This is a genomic window from Duganella sp. GW822-FHT06D06 (assembly GCF_058799615.1).
Map to the genome: position 1 here is coordinate 84825 of NZ_JBXALQ010000002.1, position 24565 is coordinate 109389.

19 protein-coding genes and 4 tRNA genes are annotated in these 24565 nt (G+C 65.6%); 5 read left to right on the forward strand and 18 right to left on the reverse strand.

Annotated features, from left to right (window positions below; genetic code table 11):
- Positions 1-2: 2 nt before the first annotated feature.
- From AC1RMD_RS03580 to apbC, 9 genes are all read right to left on the reverse strand, one after another.
- Positions 3-78: transfer RNA gene (locus AC1RMD_RS03580), tRNA-Glu, on the reverse strand.
- Between the two features lie 23 nt (positions 79-101).
- A tRNA-Ala gene (locus AC1RMD_RS03585) sits at positions 102-177 on the reverse strand.
- 133 nt (positions 178-310) lie between these two features.
- A tRNA-Glu gene (locus AC1RMD_RS03590) sits at positions 311-386 on the reverse strand.
- A 23-nt stretch (positions 387-409) separates the two neighbouring features.
- Positions 410-485: transfer RNA gene (locus tag AC1RMD_RS03595), tRNA-Ala, on the reverse strand.
- A gap of 84 nt (positions 486-569) precedes the next feature.
- Positions 570-1979, reverse strand: coding sequence for a glutamate--tRNA ligase (gene gltX / locus AC1RMD_RS03600; RefSeq protein WP_492923725.1), 1410 nt, complete (start codon positions 1977-1979; stop codon positions 570-572).
- A 30-nt stretch (positions 1980-2009) separates the two neighbouring features.
- Entirely contained in the window at positions 2010-2402 is a 393-nt protein-coding gene (locus AC1RMD_RS03605; RefSeq protein WP_492923727.1) for a VOC family protein, read from the reverse strand.
- A 163-nt stretch (positions 2403-2565) separates the two neighbouring features.
- The gene (locus AC1RMD_RS03610) at positions 2566-3588 is read right to left on the reverse strand and encodes a DUF3667 domain-containing protein (protein WP_492923729.1); all 1023 of its coding nucleotides are present in this window, start codon (positions 3586-3588) and stop codon (positions 2566-2568) included.
- Positions 3589-3697: 109 nt separating this feature from the next.
- Positions 3698-4090 carry a DUF4399 domain-containing protein gene (locus tag AC1RMD_RS03615; protein ID WP_492923731.1) on the reverse strand — a complete coding sequence of 131 codons (393 nt, stop codon included), beginning with the start codon at positions 4088-4090 and terminating at the stop codon, positions 3698-3700.
- Between the two features lie 15 nt (positions 4091-4105).
- On the reverse strand, positions 4106-5194 hold the full coding sequence (apbC, locus tag AC1RMD_RS03620; protein WP_492923733.1) for an iron-sulfur cluster carrier protein ApbC: 1089 nt from the start codon (positions 5192-5194) through the stop codon (positions 4106-4108).
- A gap of 122 nt (positions 5195-5316) precedes the next feature.
- Here apbC and metG point away from each other — a divergent pair, with 122 nt between their 5' ends.
- The gene (gene metG, locus AC1RMD_RS03625) at positions 5317-7488 is read left to right on the forward strand and encodes a methionine--tRNA ligase (protein ID WP_492923735.1); all 2172 of its coding nucleotides are present in this window, start codon (positions 5317-5319) and stop codon (positions 7486-7488) included.
- A gap of 10 nt (positions 7489-7498) precedes the next feature.
- A complete protein-coding gene (locus AC1RMD_RS03630) occupies positions 7499-7978 on the forward strand; it encodes a GNAT family N-acetyltransferase (protein ID WP_492923737.1) in 480 nt (159 codons plus the stop codon).
- A gap of 4 nt (positions 7979-7982) precedes the next feature.
- Here the strand turns inward: AC1RMD_RS03630 and AC1RMD_RS03635 are convergent, their stop codons facing one another.
- The 6 genes from AC1RMD_RS03635 to AC1RMD_RS03660 form a co-directional block, all read right to left on the reverse strand.
- Positions 7983-8762, reverse strand: a complete 780-nt coding sequence (locus tag AC1RMD_RS03635; RefSeq protein ID WP_492923739.1) for a flagellar regulator YcgR PilZN domain-containing protein — start codon at positions 8760-8762, stop codon at positions 7983-7985.
- A gap of 132 nt (positions 8763-8894) precedes the next feature.
- The gene (locus AC1RMD_RS03640; RefSeq protein ID WP_492923741.1) at positions 8895-9359 is read right to left on the reverse strand and encodes a cache domain-containing protein; all 465 of its coding nucleotides are present in this window, start codon (positions 9357-9359) and stop codon (positions 8895-8897) included.
- A gap of 9 nt (positions 9360-9368) precedes the next feature.
- Positions 9369-10445 (reverse strand): porin, encoded by a 1077-nt coding sequence (locus tag AC1RMD_RS03645; RefSeq protein WP_492923743.1) that lies wholly within the window; start codon positions 10443-10445, stop codon positions 9369-9371.
- A 70-nt stretch (positions 10446-10515) separates the two neighbouring features.
- Positions 10516-14127, reverse strand: a complete 3612-nt coding sequence (locus AC1RMD_RS03650; RefSeq protein WP_492923745.1) for a hydantoinase B/oxoprolinase family protein — start codon at positions 14125-14127, stop codon at positions 10516-10518.
- A gap of 22 nt (positions 14128-14149) precedes the next feature.
- Positions 14150-15421, reverse strand: coding sequence for an MFS transporter (locus tag AC1RMD_RS03655; protein WP_332854800.1), 1272 nt, complete (start codon positions 15419-15421; stop codon positions 14150-14152).
- Between the two features lie 80 nt (positions 15422-15501).
- Entirely contained in the window at positions 15502-16293 is a 792-nt protein-coding gene (locus AC1RMD_RS03660) for a putative hydro-lyase (RefSeq protein ID WP_492923748.1), read from the reverse strand.
- 141 nt (positions 16294-16434) lie between these two features.
- Between AC1RMD_RS03660 and AC1RMD_RS03665 the strand changes: the two genes are divergently transcribed.
- Both AC1RMD_RS03665 and AC1RMD_RS03670 read left to right on the forward strand, forming a co-directional pair.
- The gene (locus AC1RMD_RS03665; protein WP_492923750.1) at positions 16435-17370 is read left to right on the forward strand and encodes a LysR family transcriptional regulator; all 936 of its coding nucleotides are present in this window, start codon (positions 16435-16437) and stop codon (positions 17368-17370) included.
- A gap of 140 nt (positions 17371-17510) precedes the next feature.
- A complete protein-coding gene (locus tag AC1RMD_RS03670; RefSeq protein ID WP_492924679.1) occupies positions 17511-19226 on the forward strand; it encodes an extracellular catalytic domain type 1 short-chain-length polyhydroxyalkanoate depolymerase in 1716 nt (571 codons plus the stop codon).
- A 4-nt stretch (positions 19227-19230) separates the two neighbouring features.
- On the opposite strand, the gene AC1RMD_RS03675 is transcribed toward AC1RMD_RS03670, so the two are convergent.
- Positions 19231-21240 carry a 2Fe-2S iron-sulfur cluster-binding protein gene (locus AC1RMD_RS03675; protein ID WP_492923752.1) on the reverse strand — a complete coding sequence of 670 codons (2010 nt, stop codon included), beginning with the start codon at positions 21238-21240 and terminating at the stop codon, positions 19231-19233.
- A 12-nt stretch (positions 21241-21252) separates the two neighbouring features.
- Positions 21253-21876, reverse strand: coding sequence for a glutathione S-transferase family protein (locus AC1RMD_RS03680; RefSeq protein ID WP_492923754.1), 624 nt, complete (start codon positions 21874-21876; stop codon positions 21253-21255).
- 121 nt (positions 21877-21997) lie between these two features.
- Between AC1RMD_RS03680 and AC1RMD_RS03685 the strand changes: the two genes are divergently transcribed.
- Entirely contained in the window at positions 21998-22903 is a 906-nt protein-coding gene (locus AC1RMD_RS03685; protein ID WP_492923756.1) for a LysR family transcriptional regulator, read from the forward strand.
- Here the strand turns inward: AC1RMD_RS03685 and AC1RMD_RS03690 are convergent.
- A complete protein-coding gene (locus AC1RMD_RS03690; RefSeq protein ID WP_492923758.1) occupies positions 22881-24545 on the reverse strand; it encodes a hypothetical protein in 1665 nt (554 codons plus the stop codon). The genes AC1RMD_RS03685 and AC1RMD_RS03690 overlap by 23 nt on opposite strands.
- Between the last annotated feature and the right edge of the window lie 20 nt (positions 24546-24565).

The following is a 24565-nucleotide window of genomic DNA, read 5'->3' on the forward strand; positions in this document are numbered from 1 at the left end:
GCTGGCGTCCCCAGGGGGATTCGAACCCCCGTACTCACCGTGAAAGGGTGATGTCCTAGGCCTCTAGACGATGGGGACTGCGAACAACCAATTCTGCAACGTGGTGGAGGTAAGCGGGATCGAACCGCTGACCTCTTGCATGCCATGCAAGCGCTCTCCCAGCTGAGCTATACCCCCCGGGCGCAGAAATAATAAAAGCCGCTTGCGCGACTTTTGTTTTCACTACTTGTATCTATCCAGCATAAAGCCAAACATCAAACAAATCAGTACAAACAACGTCAACTACAACATCTACAACTTATTACAACCTTGGCGTCCCCAGGGGGATTCGAACCCCCGTACTCACCGTGAAAGGGTGATGTCCTAGGCCTCTAGACGATGGGGACTGCGAACAACCAATTCTGCAACGTGGTGGAGGTAAGCGGGATCGAACCGCTGACCTCTTGCATGCCATGCAAGCGCTCTCCCAGCTGAGCTATACCCCCGTTTGCTGCAGAAACAAGAGTATAGCAAAGAAGACGCGCTATGCAAATACCCTTTTGCAACTTTGCTCAGGATTCAATTCAAAATCAGAGAAATTTCGCCAGGCGCGCCACAATCGCCTCGCGGCCGAAGATCTGCAACACGGCGTCGATGGCCGGGGTTTGCAGCTGGCCGGTGACGATCAAACGCAGCGGCATGGCCATCTGCGGCATCTTCAGCGTGTTGGCGGCCAATACTTCCTTGATCATCGCGGCCAGCGCTTCCTTGCTCCACTCCACCGTGGCGCAACGCTCGGCGAACTGCGCCAGCGCCGGCTTGACGGCGTCGGTCAGGTGCTGGGCCATCAGCGCGGCGTCCGGCTGCGGCGCGCGGTAGAACAGCATGGCGGCGTCGGCCAGTTCGTTGACGGTGTTGACCCGCTCCTTCATCAGCGCCAGCACGGCCGGCAACGCGGGCGCGCCTTCGAACACGGCGCCGGCGGCCAGCATGCGCGGCTGGGCCAGCACGGCCAGGCGTTCGTTGTCGGCCTGCTTGATATAGTGGTTGTTGAGCCAGTTCAGTTTTTCGATGTTGAACTGCGCCGCCGAGTTGGACAGGTGGGTGCCGTCGAACCAGGCGCACACCTGCTCCATCGAGAACACTTCGTCGTCGCCGTGGCTCCAGCCCAGGCGCGCCAGGTAGTTCAGGATCGCTTCCGGCAGATAGCCTTGCGCCGGGTAGTCCATGACGTTGACCGCGTCCTTGCGCTTGGACATCTTCTGGCCGTCGGCGCCCAAGATCATCGGCAGGTGGCCGTACAGCGGCAGCGGCGCGCCGATGGCGCGCAGGATGTTGATCTGGCGCGGCGTGTTGTTGACATGGTCGTCGCCGCGCAGCACGTGGCTGATTTCCATGTCCCAGTCGTCGACCGCCACGCAGAAGTTATAGGTCGGCGTGCCGTCCGGACGGGCGATGACCAGGTCGTCCAATTCCTTGTTGCCGATGGTGATGGTGCCTTTGACGAAATCGTCCCAGCTCACTTCGCCGTCCAGCGGGTTCTTGAAGCGTACCACCGGCTTGCGGTCGGCCGGGATGGCCGGCAGGGTCTTGCCGGCCTCCGGACGCCAGGTGCCGTCGTAGCGCGGCTTTTCGCCGGCTTCGCGCATGCGCTCGCGCATCGCCTCGACCTCTTCCTGCGACGAGTAGCAATGGTAGGCGCTACCCGCCTCCAGCATCTGCGCCAGAACTTCGCGGTAGCGATCCATGCGCTGCATCTGGTAGAACGGGCCTTCGTCGTGGCTCAGGCCCAGCCATTCCATGCCTTCGATGATGGCTTGCACCGCTTCCGGGGTCGAACGCTCCAGGTCGGTGTCTTCGATGCGCAGCACGAAGGTGCCGCCGAAGTGACGGGCGTAGGCCCAGGAATACAGCGCCGTGCGGGCGCCGCCCAGGTGGAGGTAGCCGGTCGGGCTCGGTGCGAAACGGGTGCGGACTGGCTTGGCTGGTGCAATAGTCATCGAAGTAGGAGTGCTTATATGTAAAAGAAGCTATTTTACCGCGTCGGCGAAGGTGCGGCGATAGCGCTCTTCCGCATCGGACCGGGTGTTGATCTCAAACAGCAGCCCGCCCGGCGCCTCGCAGAAGAAGCGCGAGCCGCGCTCGTGATGGAAGACCTCGGTTTTCATCGTCACGCCCTCCCCCTTGAACCGGGCGTGCAAGGCGCGCACCTCGCCGGCGCTCGGCAGCTCGAAGCCAAGGTGGAAGTTGTGCGGCCAGACGGTGGTGCGGTCGCCGCAGTCTTCGATGACGATGTCGAAGCCGTCGCGCTTGAGGATGCTGATCGGGCCGGCCAGTTCGACCCGGCAGCCCAGCTGGCGCTCGAAGAAGGCGACGCTGGCGGCGACGTCGTTGGAAGGGAAACTCAGGTGATTCAGGCGCATGACGGACTCCGGTTGCGTGGGTTGGTAGAGACCACAGAATACGGAGTGCGCCAGGCGCCGGCTATTCGCTACAAGACATGCTGCCGGCAGCGAAAAGCCGATGTAAAAACAAGCACTTGCGACTTAGATCACGCAACGCGCCACGGCGCTATTCGCTTTCCGATCAAACTGACGCCAGCGACGTGAACAGCATCACCTGCGTAATCACCATGGCCAACGCCATCAGGTAGGCCACCACCAGCACCAGCCAGCGCGCGATCGTCGCCCACGGGGCGCCGCCGTAGACGTTATGCATCGCCCGGGCCAGATACAGGAACAGCACCAGCAATAGCGTCCTGGTCGCCCACAGCCAGGGCGTCATGTGCACCAGCGCCATGATGAAGAAGCCGAACGCATTGACGTGCAGCGCGAACAACAAGTACTCCCCATAGCGCCGGCCCGACGGCAGGTACAGCAGCTTGAGCAGCAAGGCAAACACCGGCACCATGAAGAAGATCACGTACGGCATGCGGGCGAAGAAGCCATGCGTCATGCGCTCGGCCTTTTGCTGGGCCGGCAAGGCATAGTAGCGGTCCAGCGATTGCTGGTAGGTCGGGAGTACGGTGCGCAGGGCGGACAGCGCGATGGACGGACGCTCGCTGCTGGGCAGCGACAGCCCGAAAGTGACGCGATTGCCCTCGGGCGACACTTCCACGCCGAAGTTGTAATAACCCAGCAGAAATTCGTAGCTGGTCACATTGGCCGGCCCCGCGGGAGGATGACTGAGGTCTTTCCGGCTGACATTCGCGCTGACCGTCGGCTTCTTCACCGTCTTCGCTGCCGCCTCATTCCCGCCTACCGAGAAACCGCTGAACTGCAACAGCGCAAACAGGATCACGCTCAAGGTCAGGAACAGCCGCAGCGGCTGCATGTAGTTGACGCGCTTGCCCGCCATATAGGCCTTGGTCAACGCTCCCGGACGCAGCAACAGCAAGCCCATCGTGCGCCACAGCTTGCCTTCGATGGCGACATAGTGGCCGATGAACTCGGCGACGAATTCGCCCATGCTGGGCGGATGCAATACGGATTCCTGGCCACACTGCGGGCAGAACTTGACACCCAGGCGGGCCTGGCAGCCTGGGCAGAATTCGGGGACGGTGTGATGGGCGGACAGTGCGGGAACCGCGTGCAGAGGGGACGACGTCAAGGCTGGCTCTCGGGCAAAGAAAACCCGCATGCTAACCCAAAGTGTTGCGTTTTTGAGTATCTTTTTTTGGAAAACTGCGTGCGGTGTGGGCCGCACGCAACCATGCGGCTTACTTGACGGTGATCTTGATGTCCTTGCTCATGCCCGGGCCGTAGGACTGGTGCAGGCCGTTGGCGAACTGCATCGACAGCACATAGGTGCCGGGCGCCAGCTTGACTTCGGTTTCGGTCTGGCCCTTGCCGAAGTGGATGTGGGTTTCGTCGGCCGGCACCACTTCGCCCGCCTTGACCGGCGCGGCGTTGATCAGCAGGTGGTGGTGGCCGGTGTTGGCCGTCATGTCGCCGGCCGGCTTGACGTCCATGCCGCTGACGGCGAACTTGACCTTCACCGGACTGGTGACGGTGGCGCCATCGGCCGGCTCGACGAACGAGACCGCTTGCTGGGCGAAGGCGCTGGCGCTCAGGGCCAGGAAGGCTGCGGCGGCTACAAGGTTTTTCATCATAAAGTGATCTCCGGTTTAGTCGTTTTTAATAACAATGCTGGGGAACTTGCTGGTCATATCCTTGGCCTTCTCCGAGACCTGTACTGCAATCTTGCGGGCGATGTCCTTGTAGATCGCGGCCACCTGGCCGTCCGGCTCGGCCACCACGGTCGGCTTGCCGGAATCGGCCTGCTCGCGGATGGACAGGGTCAGCGGCAAGGCGCCGAGGAACTCGACATTGAAATCCTTGCACATCTTGGCGCCGCCGCCGGCGCCGAAGATTTCTTCCGCATGGCCGCAGTTGGAGCAGATGTGGGTGCTCATGTTCTCGACGATGCCGAGGATGGGAATGCCGACCTTCTCGAACATCTTCAGGCCCTTGCGCGCGTCCAGCAGCGCGATGTCCTGCGGCGTGGTGACGATGACGGCGCCGGTGACCGGCACTTTCTGCGACAAGGTCAGCTGGATGTCGCCGGTGCCCGGCGGCATGTCGACGATCAGGTAGTCGAGGTCGCGCCAGTTGGTCTGCTCCAGCAGCTGCTGCAGCGCCTGGGTGACCATCGGGCCGCGCCACACCATCGGCTCGTCCTGGTCGATCAGGAAACCGATCGACGACACTTGCACGCCGTAGTTCTCCAGCGGCTCCATGGTCTTGCCATCCCTGGTTTCCGGACGGCCGGACACGCCCAGCATCATCGGCTGCGACGGGCCGTAGATGTCGGCGTCCAGCAGGCCGACCGAGGCGCCCTCGGCGGCCAGCGCCAGCGCCAGGTTGACGGCGGTGGTCGATTTGCCGACGCCGCCCTTGCCGGAAGCCACGGCGATGATGTTCTTCACGTTGGGCATCAGCTTGAGGCCGCGCTGCACCGTGTGCGAAATCACCTTGCTGTGCACGTTGACGCTGACGTTGCCGGCGCCCGGCAGCGCGCGCAGGGCGGCGCCGACGCTGGCGCGGATGGCGTCGAACTGGCTCTTGGCCGGATAACCCAGCTCGATATCGAGGGAGATATCGCCGCCCTCGACCTTCAAATTCTTCACGGCCTTGCCGGACACATAGTCTTTCGTTGTATTTGGGTCAACGATTTGGGACAGCGCGGCTTTGACGTCTTCTACTGTGATGCTCATGTAACTCTCTCCGTAAAATGTGCCCTCATTCTAGCGCATAGCGACAGAAAACCCCTCAGACGTGTGCAGTTGCGGCTTCCACTGTTAAAATGTTCTTTTTCCACCCACAAAGTGCATCAACCATGACCCGCAAGCTGTTCGTCACCACTGCCCTGCCCTACGCTAACGCCGCTTTCCATATTGGCCACATGATGGAATACATCCAGGCCGACATCTGGGTCCGGTTCCAGCGAATGCAGCGCGACGGCGACGCCCAGCGCGTGGTGCACTTTGTCGGCGCCGACGACACCCACGGCACGCCGATCATGATCGCCGCCGAAAAGGAAGGCATCACGCCGCAGGAATTCGTGGCCAAGATCGCGGCCGGCCGCGCCCAGTACCTGGACGGTTTTCATATCGCTTTTGACAACTGGTACTCGACCGATTCGCCGGAAAACGTCGAGCTGTCGCAGGGCATCTACCGCAAGCTGCGCGACAACGGCCTGATCCAGACCAAGATCGTGCCGCGCTTCTACGACCCGGTCAAAGGCATGTTCCTGGCGGACCGCAACATCAAGGGCGAGTGCCCGACCTGCCACGCCAAGGACCAGTACGGCGACAACTGCGAAGTGTGCGGCGCGGCCTACCAGCCGACCGAACTGATCAACCCGTTCTCGGTGTTCACCAACGCCACGCCCATCCTCAAGGATTCGGAGCAGTACTTCTTCAAGCTGTCCGACCCGCGCTGCTACCAGTTCCTCAAGGACTGGCTGAACACGCCCGGCCGCCTGCAGCCGGAAATGGTCAACAAGGTCAGCGAATGGCTGGGCGAAGCCGGCGAAAAGCTGGCCGACTGGGATATCTCGCGCGACGCGCCATATTTCGGCATCCCGATTCCCGACGCGCCGGGCAAGTTCTTCTACGTGTGGCTGGACGCGCCGGTCGGCTACCTGGCCAGCCTGAAGAACTACTGCGAGAAAAAGGGCATCGATTTCAACGCGCTGCTGAACGATCCGGGCACCGAGCAGATCCACTTCATCGGCAAGGACATCGTCTCCTTCCACCTGCTGTTCTGGCCGGCCATGCTGAACTTCGCCGATCACCCGGTGATCGACAAGCTCAAGGTCAACGTGCACGGCCACCTGACCGTCAACAATGAAAAAATGTCCAAGTCGCGCGGTACCGGCATCTCGCCGCTGCGCTACCTGAACCTGGGCATGAACCCGGAATGGCTGCGCTACTACATCGCCTTCAAGCTGAACTCCAAGGTCGAAGACCTGGACTTCACCGGCGACGACTTCGTGGCCCGCGTCAACAGCGACTTGATCGGCAAATACGTCAACATCGCCTCGCGCTGCGCCGGCTTCATCGCCAAGAAATTCGACGGCAAGCTGGCGTCGTCGCTGTCCGCGGGCGCGCAGGGCTGGATCAAGCGCGCGCTGATCACCGCCGACGGCGTCGAGCGCCAGGCCAGCATCGCCGCCAATTTCGAGGCGCGCGAGTTCGGCAAGGCGCTGCGCGAGATCATGGAGATCGCCGACATCACCAACCAGTACGTCGACGAGAACAAGCCGTGGATCCTGGCCAAGGACGAGGCCAAACTGGCCGAGTTGCACGACGTCTGCACCACCGCGCTGATCCTGTTCCGCCAGCTGACCATCCTGCTGTCGCCGGTGCTGCCGGGCGTGGCCGCCAATGTGTCCAAGTTCCTCAACGACGAGCAGCTGCTGTGGGCCGATACCGACGTCGCCAGCGGCGTGGTGTCGAGCGCGATGCTGGGCCGCACCATCGGCGCCTACGCGCATCTGATGACGCGCGTCGACGCCAAGATGATCGAAGACCTGTTCGACGCGCCGGCGCAGCAGGCCGCCGCGGCAGCCGCTCCGGCGGTCGCCGCCAAGCCGGCCAAACAGGCCGCCGCCGTGCCGGCCGCGCCGGCGCTGCCGATGCCGGAAGGCGTGGAAGAACTGGCGCCGCAGATCGGCATCGACGACTTCGTCAAGATCGACCTGCGCGTGGCCAGGATCGTCAACTGCGAACACGTCGACGGTTCGGACAAGCTGCTGCGCCTGACCCTGGATGTGGGCGAAGGCCGTTTGCGCAACGTCTTCTCCGGCATCAAGTCCATGTACCAGCCGGAAGAGCTGGTCGGCAAGCTGACCGTGATGGTCGCCAACCTGGCGCCGCGCAAGATGAAGTTCGGCGTGTCCGAAGGCATGGTGCTGGCCGGTTCGGCCAAGGACGAGAAAGCCAATCCAGGCATCTACATCCTCAACCCATGGCCGGGCGCTGAGCCAGGCATGCGTATCCGCTAAGGGCCGGACTATGAACATCGTGGTTCGGGAAGCAAGGAATGACGATGCCAGGCTGATTGCCGACCTCACGCGCGCCGCGTGGGCCGGCAAGGTCAGCGTCACTTCCAGCGGCCACCGCGAAACCGCCGTCCTCGTCGCAGAAAACCTGCGCGAGGGCGGCGGTTTTGTCTTGTTGGTCGATGAACAGCCGGTGGGTTCGGTGCGCTGGCTGCCGCTCGATGCGGAGCCGGACGTGTGGGAGATCTGCCGCATGGGTGTGCTGCCGCAGTACCGGGGTGGCAATCTGTCGCAGCATCTGCTGGAGGCGGTGATCCATCACGGCCTGGCGAGCGGCGTGGAGGAAGTGCGGCTGGCCGTGCGCAGCGACCAGCCCAAGCTGATCGACTTCTACACCGCCTTCGAATTCGAATTGGCTGAGGAGCTTGAATATTCGCACGCCAATCCGATGGAGCCGCCGCCGCTGGTGATGCGGCGCTCGCTCAAGTACTAATCGGCTACGCTGTGGCGTGCTGGATGTGCTTGAGCAGGGTTTTGATATCGGCTTCCACCTCCGGCGACACCTGGGTGAACATGCAGCCGACATGGAGCTGTTCGCCCAGCAGGAAGGAACGGACGGCGCGCGTGACCCGGATTTCCATTTCCGCGACGACGACCGATTCCGACTCCGATTCCGTTTCCAGTTCCAGCCGCACCTCCACCACCTTGCGGCCCTTGAGCAAACCCTTGGTCGCGTTCTTGGTGCCGCGCAGGCCCATACCGCCCAGCGCGAAATCGTAGATGGGCAACTCAAACATCTTGCCGTTCGCCTCGAACGCGGCCATGAACGTGACACCGAGCGGCGTCTCCACCCGCTCCGACGCGCGCCGGTTCAGCACCGCGCAGGTTTCCGGGAATGTCATCGGGATCAGCTGCGGCTGGCCGGGTAGCGAGTTCCAGTCCGGATCGGTCAGGCGAAATTGAATCTTCGCGTTGCTCATGACGGTGACAAAGGTGACTTTGCCAGGGCGGAGGGTTGAGCCTTCGTTTAATTCCATCACGAAATGCGGCTGCTCGGGATCGACAGACAGTATGCGCCCAAGCACCGGCTCGCGCACGCCGCTGGTGTACATCGAGATCGCTTCGCCACTCGCGGCAAGGGAAGTCAATGCATCGCCGATATCGTCCTCGGTCGTCATGTCATAGGTATTGGCGGCGGCGGGGATAGCGCCTATCGCGTCTTGTGGCCGTGGCGGTCCTTTGCGGATCGTGACGGCAGTGTGTTCAGTGAGTAGCATATCGCCACCTATATGTCGACGTTATTTGGGTCTTTTTATAACTTCATCATAGTTTGTGATTTGCTCCATGGCAACCTATTTTTTATAATTTGAAATATAGGAGTGGGAACAACCCACTCCCGCCACCTATTTTTACTTATAAATACCACAACCGATCACGACGTCCTCCACGCGCTCGACGTAGGTGCGCTTGCCGTCGACGGTGCCGGTGCTGGGATTGGGCCATTTGTAGTCGACCCAGCCCTTGCCTTCCTTGCCCATGCCCACCGCCAGGATGTCCTTGATCAGGAACTTGCCATCCGCATCCTTCATCTCCAGCACGTTCTTGCCGACCAGCTTGACGTTGGCGCCGTTGGCCAGTTCCACGCCGTCGCCGTTGGCGCCGAAGGCGAAGATGTATAGATCCTTCTGGATGAACTGCCCCTTGGGATTATTGAACTCCGCTAAGGCCTTCTCCTTGCCGTTCTTCTTCAGGAACTCGCTGGCTTTCTTGACCATCGCCACCGCCTCATCGGCCGTGCCCTTCTCCGCCGCGCTCGCGCCCAGCGCCGCAAACATCATCAGCCCAGCAAACATACCCGCGTATAGTTTTTTCATGACCGTTCCTTAGAAAATGTGACGAATGCCGAGATTGAGGCCGCGATTGCCGCTACCGCCTTCGATCGCGCTGCCGACCGTGTAGCCCGCGCCGTTCTTATTGCGGATGTAAGCATACACCCCGTACAGGTCCGTACGTTTGGACAGGTAGTGGCGATAACCGGCCGCCAGCTGCTGCGCATCCTGGTTGAAGCTGGTCTTGTCGTCCTTGCGGATATAGGAGGCCAGCCACGTGCCCATCCCCTGCGGCACCGTCACGCCCAGCAGCACCACGCTGCTGTCGATCGACGGCGTCGGCGCCACGGCGTAGCCGAACGGGTTGTTCAGATTGCGCGGCAAGGCGCTGTTCAAACCCTTGTCGACGCCATAGGCGAAATGCGCCTTGGCCAGGCCGAAGTCGTACAGCGCGGTCAGCACGGTGTTCTTGGCGCTGCGGGTGTTCTTCAACGTGGCGGTGTCGTTGTTGCGGTTGTGATGCGCCAGGCGCACCACCAGCGGGCCGCTGGTGTAGGCGAGCGCGCCGCCGAACTGGCGCTGCGCCGTGCTGTCGCCCGCCACCTCGCCGACGCCGTAGACCAGTTCCGCATTGAAGCCGTTGAGCATCGGCGACGCGTACTTGACCGCGTTGTCCATGCGGCTGGCGCTATTGCCGGTGGAGGCCATCAGGTTCTTGGTGTCGCCCGCCGTGCCGGAGCCGAAGGGATCGACCGCCGCCACCGCCAGGTACTGCGGCGTGTACTGGCGGCCCAGGGTCAGCGTGCCGGCGGTCTTGCTCTGCAAGCCGACGTAGGCCTGGCGGCCGAACAGCAAACCGCCCTGCCCCATCGCGCCGGTGTCGGCCTGGAAGCCGTTCTCCAGCAGGAAGACGGCGGACAGGCCGCCGCCCAGGTCCTCGCTGCCCTTGAAGCCCAGGCGCGAGCCCGACTCGACGCCGCTGGTCAGCTTGGTGCTGGAAGCGGCCGCGCCTACGCCGCCGCTTTCGCGCACCACCGCCACGTCGACGATGCCGTACACCGTCACATTCGATTGGGCCGCAGCCGTACCAGCCAATGCGCTCAGCGCCAGCGCTAGCATTGTTTTATTCATTTTATCCCCAGTTGTACAGGCTCTGAAATGAGCGGCGGAATATCGAGCCCTGGCTATCCCGCCGGCTTGCCTATTTTGCGCCGAAGCCGCCGCCTCCGGGCGTTTCGATGGCGAAAACGTCGCCTGCTTGCATCACTGCGGTGTGCGTGGCGCCGAACTCCTCGATCGTGCCGTCGCCGCGCTCGACCCAGTTGCGGCCCAGCGCCCCAGGCATCGCGCCTTCCAGTCCGAACGGCGCGATGCGGCGGTGCCCGGCCAGGATGTTGGCCGTCATCGATTCCAGGAAGCGGATGCGGCGCAAAGCGCCGTCGCCGCCCCGCTGCGCGCCCTCGCCGCCGCTGCCGCGCCGGATCGCGTGGGTTTCGACCAGCACCGGGAAGCGCCACTCCAGCACTTCCGGATCGGTCATGCGCGAGTTGGTCATGTGGGTCTGCACGGCGGCCGTGCCGTCGAAGCCCGGCCCCGCGCCGGACCCGCCGGCGATGGTTTCGTAGTACTGGTGCTCGGCGTTCCCGAAGGTGAAGTTGTTCATCGTGCCCTGCGAGGCCGACATCACGCCCAGCGCGCCATACAGCGCATCGGTGACGTACTGCGACACCTCCACGTTCCCCGCCACCACCGCCGCCGGATAGCGCGGGTTGAGCATCGAGCCTTCCGGGATGATCAGCTTGAGCGGCTTGAGCACGCCCTCGTTCATCGGGATGTCGCTGTCGATCAGCGTGCGGAACACATACAGCACGGCCGCCTTGCAGACCGACAGCGGCGCGTTGAAGTTGGTCGGCCGCTGTTCGCTGGTGCCGGTGAAGTCCACCGTGGCGCTGCGGCTGGCGTGGTCGATGGTCAGCTTCACCTTCAGCATCGCGCCGTCGTCCATCTCGTAGGCGAAGCTGGCGTCGCGCAGGCCGCCGATGGCCTTGCGCACCGCCGCCTCGGCGTTGTCCTGCACGTGCTGCATGTAGGCCAGCACCACGTCCTCGCCGTAGCAGGCGGTGGCCTTCAGCAGTTCGTTGGCGCCTGTCTCGCAGGCGCCCAGCTGGGCGATCAGGTCGGCGATGTTCTGGTCGATGTTGCGACTCGGCCAAGGGCCGGCGCCGAACAGTTCGCGCACCAGCGGCTCCAGGAACACGCCCTTGTCGACGATCTTGATGTTATCGAGCAGGACGCCCTCTTCCAGGATGCTGGTGCTGTTCGGTGGCATCGAGCCGGGCGTGATGCCGCCGACGTCGCCGTGGTGGCCGCGCGCGGCGACGTAGAACAACGGCTGGTCGCCGTCGCCGTACACCGGGCAGACGATGGTGATGTCCGGCAGGTGGGTGCCGCCGTTGTAAGGCACGTTGAGCACATAGGCGTCGCCCGGCGCCATCGCCGCCGCATGCTGGCGGATCACGCACAGCACGCTGTCGCTCATCGAACCCAGATGGACCGGGATGTGCGGCGCGTTAGCGATCAGGTTGCCCTCGCGGTCGAAGATGGCGCAGGAGAAGTCCAGCCGCTCCTTCATGTTGACCGAGTAGGCGGTGTTCTCCAGCGTGGTGCCCATCTGCTTGGCGATCGCCATGAACAGGTTGTTGAAGATCTCCAGGTGGATCGGGTGCACGTCGGTGGTCATCTTGTGGGCGCTGCCGGCGGCCACGCCGCGTTCCAGCAGCAGCGAGTGGTCGGGCAGGACGCGCGCGCTCCAGCCGGCGTCCACCACGGTGGTGGCGATCTCCTCGCGGATCAGCGCCGGACCGGCGACGCGGCTACCCACCGGCAGCTCGGCGCGCACGTGCAGCGCGATCGGCACGGTCTGGCCGTCGACGTAGCTGTAGACGCGGCCCGGCGAATCCGCGCCGCCGCCGGCCGGCACTTCGATGACGAAGTCGGCGCCGTCGCCCGCGCCGATCGCCTCGGCCGATACCGATTCGATCACCAGCGGCTGGCCTTCCATGACGAAGCCGAAACGGCCGCGATACAGTGCCGCAAAGGCCTCGCTCATCTCGGCCGTGCTGGCCAGCGGGATGACGAAGGCGGAATCGCTGTCCTGGTACTTCAGGCGGGCGCACAGTTCGACCCGGATATCTTCCTGCGCGACCTGCTGCTCCAGCAGTTCGGTGGCGGCGTCGCGCGCCAGCGCCACCAGTTGCGGACCCAGTTCGGCCAGCGTGGCGTCGCTGAGCGGCTGCTCGACCGCGCCTTCGCGCATGGCGCGGATGTCGGCCAGGCCCATGCCGAAGGCCGACAGTACGCCGGCGAACGGATGGATGACGATCTTGGTCATGCCCAGCACGTCGGCCACGCGGCAGGCATGCTGGCCGCCGGCGCCGCCGAAGCAGCACATGGCGTAGCGGCTGACGTCATAGCCGCGCTCCACCGAGATCGACTTGATCGCCTGCGCCATATTGTCGACCGCCACCGCCAGGAAGCCGTCGGCCACGGCGGACGGCGACAGCCGGGTACCGGTTTCGCGGGCGATCTTCTCGGACAGTTCGCCGAAGGCGCGCACCACCACGTCGCGGTCGAGCGGCTGGTCGCCGTTCGGGCCGAACACGCGCGGAAAGTGCTCCGGCTGGATACGGCCCAGCATCACGTTGCAGTCGGTGACGGTCAGCGGGCCGCCTTTGCGGTAGCTGGCCGGCCCCGGATTGGCGCCGGCCGATTCCGGCCCGACCTTGAAGCGGCCGTGCTCGAAGCTGCAGATCGAGCCGCCGCCCGCCGCCACGGTATGGATGTGCATCATCGGCGCGCGCACCCGCACGCCGGCCACCACGGTCTCGAACACGCGCTCGTAGGCGCCGTCGTAGTGGGCGACGTCGGTCGAGGTGCCGCCCATGTCGAAGCCGATCACCTGTTTCAGGCCGATCGCCTCGCAGCTCTTGACCGCGCCGACGATGCCGCCGGCGGGCCCGGACAGGATCGCATCCTTGCCCTGGAAGCGGCCGGCGTCGGTCAGACCGCCGTTGGACTGCATGAACATGATGCGCACATCGCCCGTGTCGGCCGACACCCGCGACACGTAGTCGCGCAGCACCGGCGACAGATAGGCGTCCACCACCGTGGTGTCGCCACGGCCGACGATCTTCATCAACGGGCTGACCTGGTGGCTGACGGAGATCTGCGTGAAACCGACCTCCTCGGCCAGCACCCGCAGCCGCTGCTCGTGCTGCGGATAGCGGTAAGCGTGCATCAACACGATGGCGATGGCGTCGATGCCCTTGGCGCGCATCGCGATGAACTGGCCGCGCAACACCTCTTCGTCCGGCGCTTGCAGCACTTCGCCGCGCGCGCCGATGCGCTCGTCGATCTCGATCACTTCCTCGTAGATCAAGTCCGGCAGCTCGATGCGCATGGCGAAGATGTCCGGCCGGTCCTGGTAGCCGATGCGCAACTGGTCGGCGAAGCCGCGCGTGATCGCCAGCGCGGTGCGCGCGCCCTTGCGCTCCAACAGCGCGTTGGTGGCGACGGTGGTGCCCATCTTGATCACTTCGATCTGATCGGCCGGCAGCGGATCGCCGGTCTTCAGTCCGAGCAGGTCGCGCATGCCTTGCGTGACGGCGTCGTCGTAGCGTTCCGGATATTCGGACAGCAGCTTGTGCGTGACCAGCTTGCCGTCCGGCCGGCGCGCGACGATGTCGGTGAAGGTGCCGCCGCGGTCGACCCAGAACTGCCAGCGAAGTTGTTGAGCGGGGATGTCGTTTTTCATGGTATTACCTCTACTGTCTGAATCAGGATTCAAGTTGTTTGCCGGCGGTTTCCGGCAGCGTCAGGGCGGCCAGGATCATCACGCCGTAGGCGGTGCCGGCGAACACGCCGATCGCCTCGCCCAGCGCCATCGACTGGCTGCTCAGGCCTATCATCAGCGGGAACAGCGAGCCGATGGCGCGGCCCATGTTGTAGCTGAAGCCCTGGCCCGAGCCGCGGATCGAGGTCGGGAACAACTCGGTCAGGAAGGCGCCCATGCCGCTGAACACGCCGGACACGCAGAAGCCCAGCGGGAAGCCGAGGAACAGCATCACGCCGTCGGTCACCGGCAAGCGGGTGTAGGCCAGGGCGATGCACAGCGAGCCGGTGGCGAACAGGATGAAGTTTTTCTTGCGGCCCAGGTAGTCGGTCAGGAAGGCGCTGACGATGTAGCCCACATACGAGCCGACGATCACCATCGCCAGGTAGCCGCCGGTGCCCAGCACCGTCAGGTGGCGCTCGGTCTTGAGGAAGGTCGGCAGCCAGGTGGTGATGGCGTAGTAGCCGCCCTGGGCGCCGGTGGTCAACAGCACGGCGCGCAGCGTGGTGCTCAGCATCTTGGGCGCGAAGATCTGGGCGAACGAGGCGCGGTCCTCCGGCGCCACCTTCTTCTGCTGCTCCACGAATACTTCCGGCTCGTCGACGAAGCGGCGGATGAAGATCACGAACAGCGCCGGCAGTATCCCCAGCAGGAACAGCGAGCGCCATGCCCACTCAGGCGGCAGCAGCGAGAACATCAGCGCATACAGCAGCGCCGACACGCCCCAGCCGATCGCCCATCCCGCCTGCACCATGCCGACCGCCTTGCCGCGGTCCTTGGCGCGTATCACCTCGCCGATCAGGATGGCGCCGGCGGTCCACTCGCCGCCCATGCCGAAGCCCATCAGGCCGCGCGCCAGCAACAGCTGGTTGAAGTTCTGCGCCAGGCCGCACAACACGGTGAAGAAGGCGAACCACAGGATGGTCAGTTGCAGCGTCTTGACGCGGCCGATGCGGTCCGACAGGATGCCGGCGATCCAGCCGCCGGCGGCGGAGGTCAGCAAGGTGACAGTGCCGATCAAGCCGGCGTCGCCCTTGGACAGGCCCCAGGTGGCGATCAGCGTCGGGATCACGAAGCTGAGGAACTGCGTGTCCATCGCGTCGAGCGCATAGCCGATCTTGCAGCTCCAGAAGGTGCGGCGCTCCTTGCCGGTCAAGGCGTGGAACCAGGAGAAGAATCCCTCCGGCTGGGTGGTTGATAGTGCTCTGGTATTCATGGTGGTCCCCTTTATTAGGCGTAGCACTCCCCTGCGGACGCGCTGTGCGGGTCCGTCGTGGGCGCTACTTTGGTTTTAAATCAGAACGCGGCTAACGATGCATTGAGTATGTCGGTCACCAGCATGTAGCCCGGCTGGTGGCTGATCGCCAGCGGCAGGCGCGCGTGGCGGATGGCTTCCTGCGGCGTGACGCCGCATGCCCAGAAGACCGGTATTTCGTCCGGCATGATCTCGACCGGATCGCCGTATTCGGGCCGCGCGATGTCGGCGATGCCGATCAGCGACGGGTCGCCCAGATGCACCGGCGCGCCGTGCACCGCTGGATAGCGACTGGTGATCTGGATCGCGCGGATGGCGTCGGCGGCCTTCATCGGCCGCATCGACACCACCATCTCGCCGCCGAACGGGCCGGCGCTCTGGTTGCGGATATTGGTGCGGTACATGGCGACGTTGCGGCGCTGCTCGATGTGGCGCAGCTTGATGCCGGCCTCGATCAGCATCTGCTCGAACGAGAAGGAGCAGCCGATCGCGAACACCACCAGGTCGTCGCGCCAGACGTCGTGCAGCGAGTGGGTTTGCGACGCCAGCTGGCCGCCGCGATAGACGTTGTAGCCGGGGATGTCGCTGCGCAGGTCCATGTCGGCGCCCAGGCGCGGCAGGTTCCATTGGCCAGGCTCGCCCACCGCCAGCAACGGGCAGGCGCGCGGATTGCGCTGGCAGAAACGCAGGAACTCGTCGGCATGCGCCTGCGGCAGGATCACCAGGTTGGCCTGGGCGTAGGCGCCGCAGTAGCCGGCGGTCGGCAGGCGGAATTCGCCGCTGCGTACTTTGTGACGTAATTCGAGTGGGGTCATGGCGCTGGTCTCGTTCATCAAATCGTGAATAACTTGCATGAGTTAAGAATAAACTTGAATAACCCTACACGCCATCTAGTTATTTTTGCTGTTGTTGTATAGTTTTTCTTACCACTCTGCGCTATCTTGGTGCGTCGGGTTAAGGTATTCTTGTTCTCCATGAACACCCGCTTCCTCGAGACCTTCGTCACCCTCGCCCAATTGCGCAGCTTCCGCGCCACCGCAAAGGCGATGCACGCCACGCCGGCCGCCATCTCGCTGCGCATCAAGACGCTGGAGGAGGAGCTGCAAACGGAATTGATCGACCGCGCCAGCAAGGAGTTCCGCCTCACCGCCAACGCCGAATACCTGCTGGCCCACGCCAAGGCGGTGGTCGACGCCACCCGCCGGCTGATGGCGGCGGCGCAGAAGGACAGCGCGATCCGCGGCCGCCTGCGCGTGGGCGTGATCGAATCGGTGGTGCACAGCTGGCTGGCGCAGTACATCCGCGAGTTGAACACCATGTACCCGGAGCTGGAGGTCGACCTGACGGTCGACATGAGCAATGTGCTGGAGCGGCGCCTGCGCGCGCGCGAGCTCGATCTGGTGATCCAGGTCGAGGGCGTCGAGAGCAGCGACATCGTCTCCGAGGCGCTGGCCGTGTATCCGCTGCACTGGATCGCCCGCAAGGGCCTGATCGACACCCGCAAGGAAGGCCTGAACCAGCGCCTGCTGGCCCTGCCCATCCTGACCTTCGGGCGCGGCACGGCGCCGCAACGCATGATCGAGGAGATCGTCAGCAAGATGGCCAACCTGGCGATGGTGCCGCTGGAGCAGACCCGCATCACCTGTTCGCCGTCGGTGGCGGCCATCGTCCAGCTGGTAAAGGATGGCTACGGCGTGGCCGCCATTCCCAGCCTGTTCGTGGTCGACTCGCTCAAGAACGGCGAGTTCATCGAACTGCCGGTGCAGCCGGAGCCGCCGGCCATCATCGTCTCGATGTGCTTCCACTCGAATGCCGAGATGCTGGTGCACGCGGCCGCCAACGCCGCCCGCCAGGCTTGCGCCGGCTACTGCGCGCAGATCGATCCCCGCTACATCAAGTCGCTGGGCTGATTCTTTTTCTCGCTGATTGCACAACAGTAAAAATACTGGGGTGCGCGTGCGCGCGCGGTTTTGAACTACTATTTTCCTGCAGCCGGCGCACCCACCAACGACAACGGAGACATATCATGGCTATCAACATCAAGCGATTGATGCGGCACGCGTTCGTCTGTACCTTCCTGCTGGCGGCGGCCTGCCTGGCGCAAGCGGCGACGGCCGGACCCGGCGCCTGGAGCACGCAGCAGACCTGGGCCGCCGACACCGTCAACGGCGGCAATCTCACCGGCTATTTCTACTGGCCCGCCACCCAACCCACGCTGGGCGGCAAGCGCGCGCTGGTGCTGGTGCTGCACGGCTGCCTGCAAACGGCCGGCGGCGACGTGATCAACAGCGCCGGCGACGGTGGCTTCAACTGGAAGCCGATGGCCGATCAATACGGCGCCGTGATCCTGGCGCCCAACGCCACCGGCAATGTCTACGGCAACCACTGTTGGGACTACGCCAACACCACCCACAACCGCAACGCCGCCGGCCACGACGCCATCCTGCTCGACCTGGTGAGCCGCTTCGTCAACGATCCGCAGTACGCCATCGATCCCAAGCAGGTGTATGTGACGGGCCTGTCGTCGGGCGGCGGCGAGACCATGGTGCTGGGCTGCCTGGCGCCGGACGTCTTCGCCGGCGTCGGCATCAACGCCGGGCCGCCGCCGGGCACCACCACCTTGCAGATCGGCGCGGTGCCTCCCGGTTACACCGCCACCACGGCCGGCAACCAGTGCAAGGCGATGGCGGGCGCCAACGCCGCCGCCTTCGCCACCCAGATCGCCGGCGCCATCTGGGGCACTTTCGATTTCACGGTGGCGCAGGGCTACGGCCCGATCGACACGGCCGGCATCCGCCTGGCCTACGGCGGCAGCTACAGCAAGGGCGGCGCGGTCGCGCTGGCCGGCGGCGGCAGCAACGTACCCTACACCGACAGCAACGGCAAGCTGCGCACGCACGAGATCACGGTGACCAAGATGGGCCACGCGTGGCCGGCCGGTAGCGGCGGCCAGAACGCCAATTATGTCGATGGCACCAGGGTCAACTACCCGGCCTTCGTCATGGATTTCTGGTTCAAGAATAATCTGCGCGCTTCGGCCGCGCCGGGGCCGGTGATGACTTCCTGCGGCACAACGGTGGTCAGCGGCAGCGGCGTCACCATCAGCGGCGCGGCCACGGCCAGCGGCGGCGTGGCCAGCTATGCGGTGCAGCTGAACGGTCCGACCGCGATCAACGATGCGGCCGCCGGCAGCGGCGCCAGCTTCAGCAAGAGCTACAACGTCGCCAGCGGCTACTACACCGGCAGCGTCAGCGCCACCGACACGCTGGGCCAGGCCTCGACCGGCTGCCCGCTGGCGCAATTCCTGGTCGGCAGCGCGCCGGTGCTGCCGCCGCCGACCGGCTTGAGCGCGGGCACGCCGACCGCCAGCGCCGTGGCGCTGGCCTGGAACGCCGTCAACGGCGCCACCGGCTACAACGTCTATCGCAACGGCGCCAAGCTGACCGGGTCGCCACTCAGCGTCACCAGCTACACCGCCGGCGGGCTGGCGGCCAGCACCAGCTACAGCTTCGCGGTGTCGGCGGTCGGCGCGTCGGGCGAGAGTGCGCTGTCGACGGCGATCAACGTCACCACCGCGTCGGCGTGGAGCTGCACCGCCGTCAGCGCCAGCAACTACGCCCATGTGCACGCAGGCCGAGCGCATGACAGCGGCGGCTACGCGCTGGCCAACGGCTCCAACCAGAACATGGGGCTGGACAACCTGTTCTTCACCACCGTGCTGGCGCAGACGGCGGCCGGCTATTACGTGATCGGCGCCTGCCCCTGAGGTGTTACAACGCCAGCACGACGGCTGCGCTGCCGGCGGCGGGGATGGTGGAACACATCAGCACCTGCCCCGCCGCGACCTCGGCGCCGCAGGTGCGCGTGTATTCGACGGTGCCGGAGACCAGGCCGGCCGCGCACGCGCCGCACTGGCCCGAACGGCAGCTCGATTCGGCCGGCACGCCCTTGGCTTCGGCCAGTTCCAGCAGGCTGCCGGCGCTGCCGTCCCATAGCGCCGACATGCCCGACTGCGCAAACTGCACCGGCACCGGCACGACTGGTGGGCCGGCAGGCTTGGCCGCGTCGCGTCGCACGCTGGCCGGACCGAAGGCCTCGAAGCGTATGCGCGCGTCGGCGATGTTCAGGCTACGCAGGCCGTCGTACATCTGCTGCATGAACGCGGCAGGTCCGCACAGGTAGAAATCGTAGTCATCGAACGGCAGTTGGGACTTCAACCAATCCAGCTCGATGCGGCCGGCGCTGGCCTGCCAGTTGACGATGTCGCTGGACTCCGCCTCGCCGCCGCTGTAGCGTACGTGGACGTTGAGGTTGCGATGGCCCGCCGCCAGCGTTTGCAGATGCTCGGCAAACGCATGCTCGTCGCTGCTGCGCGCGCCGTGGAAAAAGTGGATGGGATGGCGGTGCCGCGTGCGGCTGCCGTTCACCAGCAAGCCGTTCAGCATGGCGATCATCGGCGTGATGCCGATGCCGGCCGACAGCAGTACCGCCGGCCGCCGCGTGCCCTGCTCGAAGGTGAAATCGCCGCCTGGTCCCAACAGCTCGATGCGCGCGCCCGGCGCCAGATGGTCGTGCAGCCAACCGGATACTGCGCCGTCGCGTTTGACGCTGATGCGGTAGCCGCGGCCGTTCGGCGCGTCGGACAGGGTGTAGCTGCGGATGCGCGGCGCGCCGTCCACCGATACGCGCAGCGAGATGAACTGGCCCGGCACATGCGCGGCCACGCCCATGCCGTCGGCCGGCTCCAGATGGAACGATTGCACCGTGGCGCTCTCCCGCACCACCTCGGTGACGATGTAGGGTCGCCACGCGCTGGTCAGCGCGGCAGCCTGCAGCACGCGGTCCGCCTCCTCCCAGACGCCGGTGCGCGCCACCTGCGCGGCCGGCTTGGGCGCGCTCCAGCGGAACGGCAGCGCGCCCACATTGCGCACCACTTCGCGCACGTGGAAGCGCAGCAGCTGCTCGGCGCCGGCAAAGGCCCGCAGTTGCGCGCCTTCCCAGATGATCTCCGCCTCCACCGCCACATGCAGCATGTCGCCGCGCTCGAAGTCGATGAACAGCAAACCCGCGCGCGGATAGCCGAGCAGATTGCCCATCGTATTGAAGAAGAAGTTGCCGACGAACTCGGGCGACGTCAGCGTGCGCTCGTCGTCCACCCGCACGAAGCCGGGCCGGCCGCCGCGATGCGAGACATCGACGCCCCGCCCCGTCTCGGTCTCCAGGTTGGCGCTGGCGATGAAGAAGGTGTCGGCGCGGGCGATCAGCTCGCGATCCTGCGCGCTCAGCACGCCGGCCCGCAGCACCTGCGGCACCGGCGCGGCCGGCACCGGCGTCTGCACCCGGTCCTGGATGTATTGCGGGCAGTTGCCGAAGCTCTGCGTCACCGCCACCCGCACGCCGCCCTCGTCGATCGCCGCGATCACGCCGTTGACGCGGTTGCGCCGCCGCGTGGTCGGCACCAGTCCCAGCCCGCCGAGGTGGGCGCCCTCGCGCAACTGGCCTTGCAGCGGATCGCCGGCCAGCATGCCGCCGGCGATGTGCAGCGTGCGCGCATCCGGCGTCGAGACGAATCCCGCATCGTTGACCAGCATGGTGGCCCACGGCTGCCCCGCGCCGTCCAGCGCGCCGATGAAGAACAGCGGCAGCTCGCCGAAGAACTGGCGATGCTGGTCCGGCATGTAGTCGCGCACACCGGCCGCGCCGGCGCCGGCCATCTGCTCGCGCACGCCGACCCGCTGCTGGATCGCCAGTTCGCCCGCATGGAATGGTGTGGCGCTCATGATGGCCTCCGTTCAGTAGGTTTCGGGGGCCAGGCCGCATGCCGTGGCGACCATCGGCACAAAGCCGGGCAAGGCGCGGACGTTGGCCAGCCAGGCGCGGATGTTCGGATACGGCTTGAGCGACACGCCGCCTTCCGGTGCATGCTCGATATAGCTGAAGGCGGCGACGTCGGCGATGCTGGGCTGGTCGCCCAGCGCGTAGCGGCGGCCGGCCAGTTCCACCTCCAGCGCGTCGAACAGGCGCAGCGCGATGCCCTTGGCGCGCTCATGATCGAACGGCATGCCGAACGCCACCACCAGCCGCGCCACGCACGGGCCGTAGGCAATCTTGCCCGAGGCGTTGGACAGCCAGCGCTGCACCGTGGCCGCCGCCAGCGGTTCGCGCGGCAGCCAGCGGCCGCTGTCGTCGTATTTCGAGGCCAGGTAGACCAGGATCGCGGTCGAATCGGCCAAGGTCACGTCGCCGTCTTCCAGTACCGGTATTTCGCCGAAGGGGCTGCGCGCCAGATGCTCGGGCGTGCGGTTCTCGCCGGCCCGCATGTCGAGCTGGACGAATTCGTACGGCAAGGTCAACAGGCTGAGCAACAAGCGCACGCGGTGGGTGTGGCCGGAAAGGGGGGAACCGTATAATTTCATGATCAATCTCCTGCGAGGATGGATGGTCTGGCCAGTATATTGAGTGGCATTCGTGCTGATAAGCTGGACAAAACCGGACACTAAGTTCACCCTAGGTGGACAATCACTTTGCGCACACCCCATGGCCGACTTAAGCACCGTCAATCTGAACCGCCTGATCACCTTCGTCGCCGTGGTGGACGCCGGCTCGCTGACGGCCGCCGCCGAGCGCCTGGGGCTGGCCAAGTCCATGGTCAGCAAGCACATGCAGTTGCTGGAGGCCGAGGTCGGCGTCGGCCTGCTGCTGCGCTCCACCCGCAAGCTGTCGCTGACCGAGGCCGGGCGCGATTTCTACGACGCCAGCCGCCAGCTGTTGCAGCAGGCCGAGCTGGCCATCGAGCAGGCCCGCAGCGGCCGCGCCGTCCCGCAGGGCACGCTGCGGGTGGCCGCGCCGATCGACTACGGGGTGATGGTGGTGGCGCCGGTGCTGTCGCAACTGCGGCTGCGCTATCCGGCGCTGAAGGTGGAACTGGTGTGCGGCGACAGCCTGATCGACCTGATCGCCGAAGGCATCGACGTCACGGTGCGGCTGGGCAAGCTGGCCGATTCGGGCTATATGGCGGCGCGGGTCGGCCGCATGGTGCGGCTGCTGGTGGCCAGCCCGGAGTTCGTGGCGCGGCACGGCATGCCGGAGCATCCGCAGGCGCTGGCCCAGTTGCCCTACATTTCGCTGACGGTGCTGACGCAGCCGAACAGCTTCACGCTGGGGGACGGCAGCGGCCAGCAGAGCGAAGTCCGGATGCGCAACATCGTGTTCTCGACCAACACCGCCCCCGCCTGCCGCGCCGCCGCGCTGGCCGGCGACGGCGTGCTGCGCGCCACCTGGTTTTCGGTGCGGGAGGACCTGGCGGCCGGCCGGCTGGTGCGGCTGCTGCCGGAATGGTCGCTGCCGGAGGGCGACATCCACGCCGTGTTCCCGGCCACGCCGCACCTGCCGCAAAAGGTGCGCGTGTTCATCGACGCGCTCAAGCTGGCGGCCGGCGACTAGCGAGCCAGCGACGGCAACGTGTCAGCAACGCCATCGCCGCCACCGCCGCGAACCCGAACCAGAGCCAGGTCGCGATCAGCGACGGCGGTTTGCGTTCGCCGGGCGCGGCGCCATCCTTGAACGCCGCCGGCAGCACACGCGGCGCCACCGGCACGATCTTCCAGTCCGCGCGGTTGGCCGGGGCCCGTTGCTGGTATTCGCGCAGCGACAATACGGGATCGTGGCCAAAGGCGCGCGACGACGGGAACTGCGGTATCCGCACGAACAGCAGCGCCTCCAGGTCTTGGCCCAGCTGCGCCTCCAGTATGCCGCCGGCCGTCCCGCCCGGCGCCGCCAGGCGTTTGAGCAGGTCGTCGGCGATGGTGTTGAAGGCGACGAAGGGCAGCAGCTCGGTGCGCTCGGTCTTCAGATAGTCGTAGGCGCTCTGGCCGCTGGCCAGGCTGACTTCCTTCAAGGCCATGTACGGCAGGGCCAGCGCCGCCTTCAGCGGGCTTTCGCCGCCCAGACGCGGAATGTTCCAGCCCAGCGTGCGCAGGGTCTCGACGTTGATGCCGGCGCAATTGGTGCTGGCGTGGCGGTAATGGAAATCCTGCCGGTAGAAGTGGTTGAACACGCGGCCGATCGCCTCCTGGTACAAGGCCGGCGCGCGCTGGTCCTTCAGTACCGCCACCAGCATGTAGGACGGCCGGTACCAGGCCTGGCCGCTGTTGAGGTCGCCCATATAGGCGTCCATCGGCAGGATAGCGGCGACGACGCCTTTTTCGCTGACCGAGGCCAGGCTGTAGAAATTGTTCACCAGCCAGTTGTCCCATTCGCCGGCGGCGCCGAAGCGGCCGGTGGCGACGGCGAAATGGCCGCCGTAGGATTCGTCGTCGTCGCCCTGCGCGCCGTTGAGCATGAAGGCCAGCACCGGCTTGCCCGCCAGCGGCAAGGGCGCGCGGCCGCCGTCGCGGCGCCACAAGGTGCGGCTGGCGTAGGCGGCGGTGGCGCCGCCGTGCTGGGCGCGGACCAGGCTTTCGACGGTCTCGCCGTTGGCCAGCGGCTGGCTGGGCGCCGCCGCGCCGAGCGCGTAACGCTTGGGCCACAGCGTGCGCATCACGAAGCGCTCCTCGGTCAGCGCGCCGCGCGCCTTGACTTCAGCGCCGGCGAAAAACGCCAGGCTGCTGCGGTCCACATACGAGCGGTTGGACGACAGCCTGGGCGTGAACTCAACGGTCAGGGGCGCGCCGCCGTCGGCGCGTGTCAGCCGGGCATCCGGCTCCAGCCGGCCCTCGGCCACATGGGGCGAACCCAGCCACAGCAGCGGCGGCGCCTGGTCGCGCGCGCGCCCGCCGCCTGCGGCCAGCCAGGCCTTGACGTCGTCCTGGGCCCGCAACCGGGGCGCATAGCCGGCTCCATCGGCCTTGGCCACGGCGATCATGTCGTCGCTGAAGTACCACAGCGCCTGCTCGGGCGCGGCGCAGTCCCGGCAGCGCCCGGTCGCCAGCCGGAATCGCTCGCTGGGATACAGGCCCAGCAGGCCGGGCGCGAGCGCGTCCCGCAGGCTGGCATCGACGGCTTGCGCCGTTTGCCACGGCAGGGTGGCGCCGATCAGCGCCGCTGCGGCCAGGAAGCCGCTGGGGTTGAATGGACTGGGCCGCATGGTGTCGCTCCGCTGGGTGA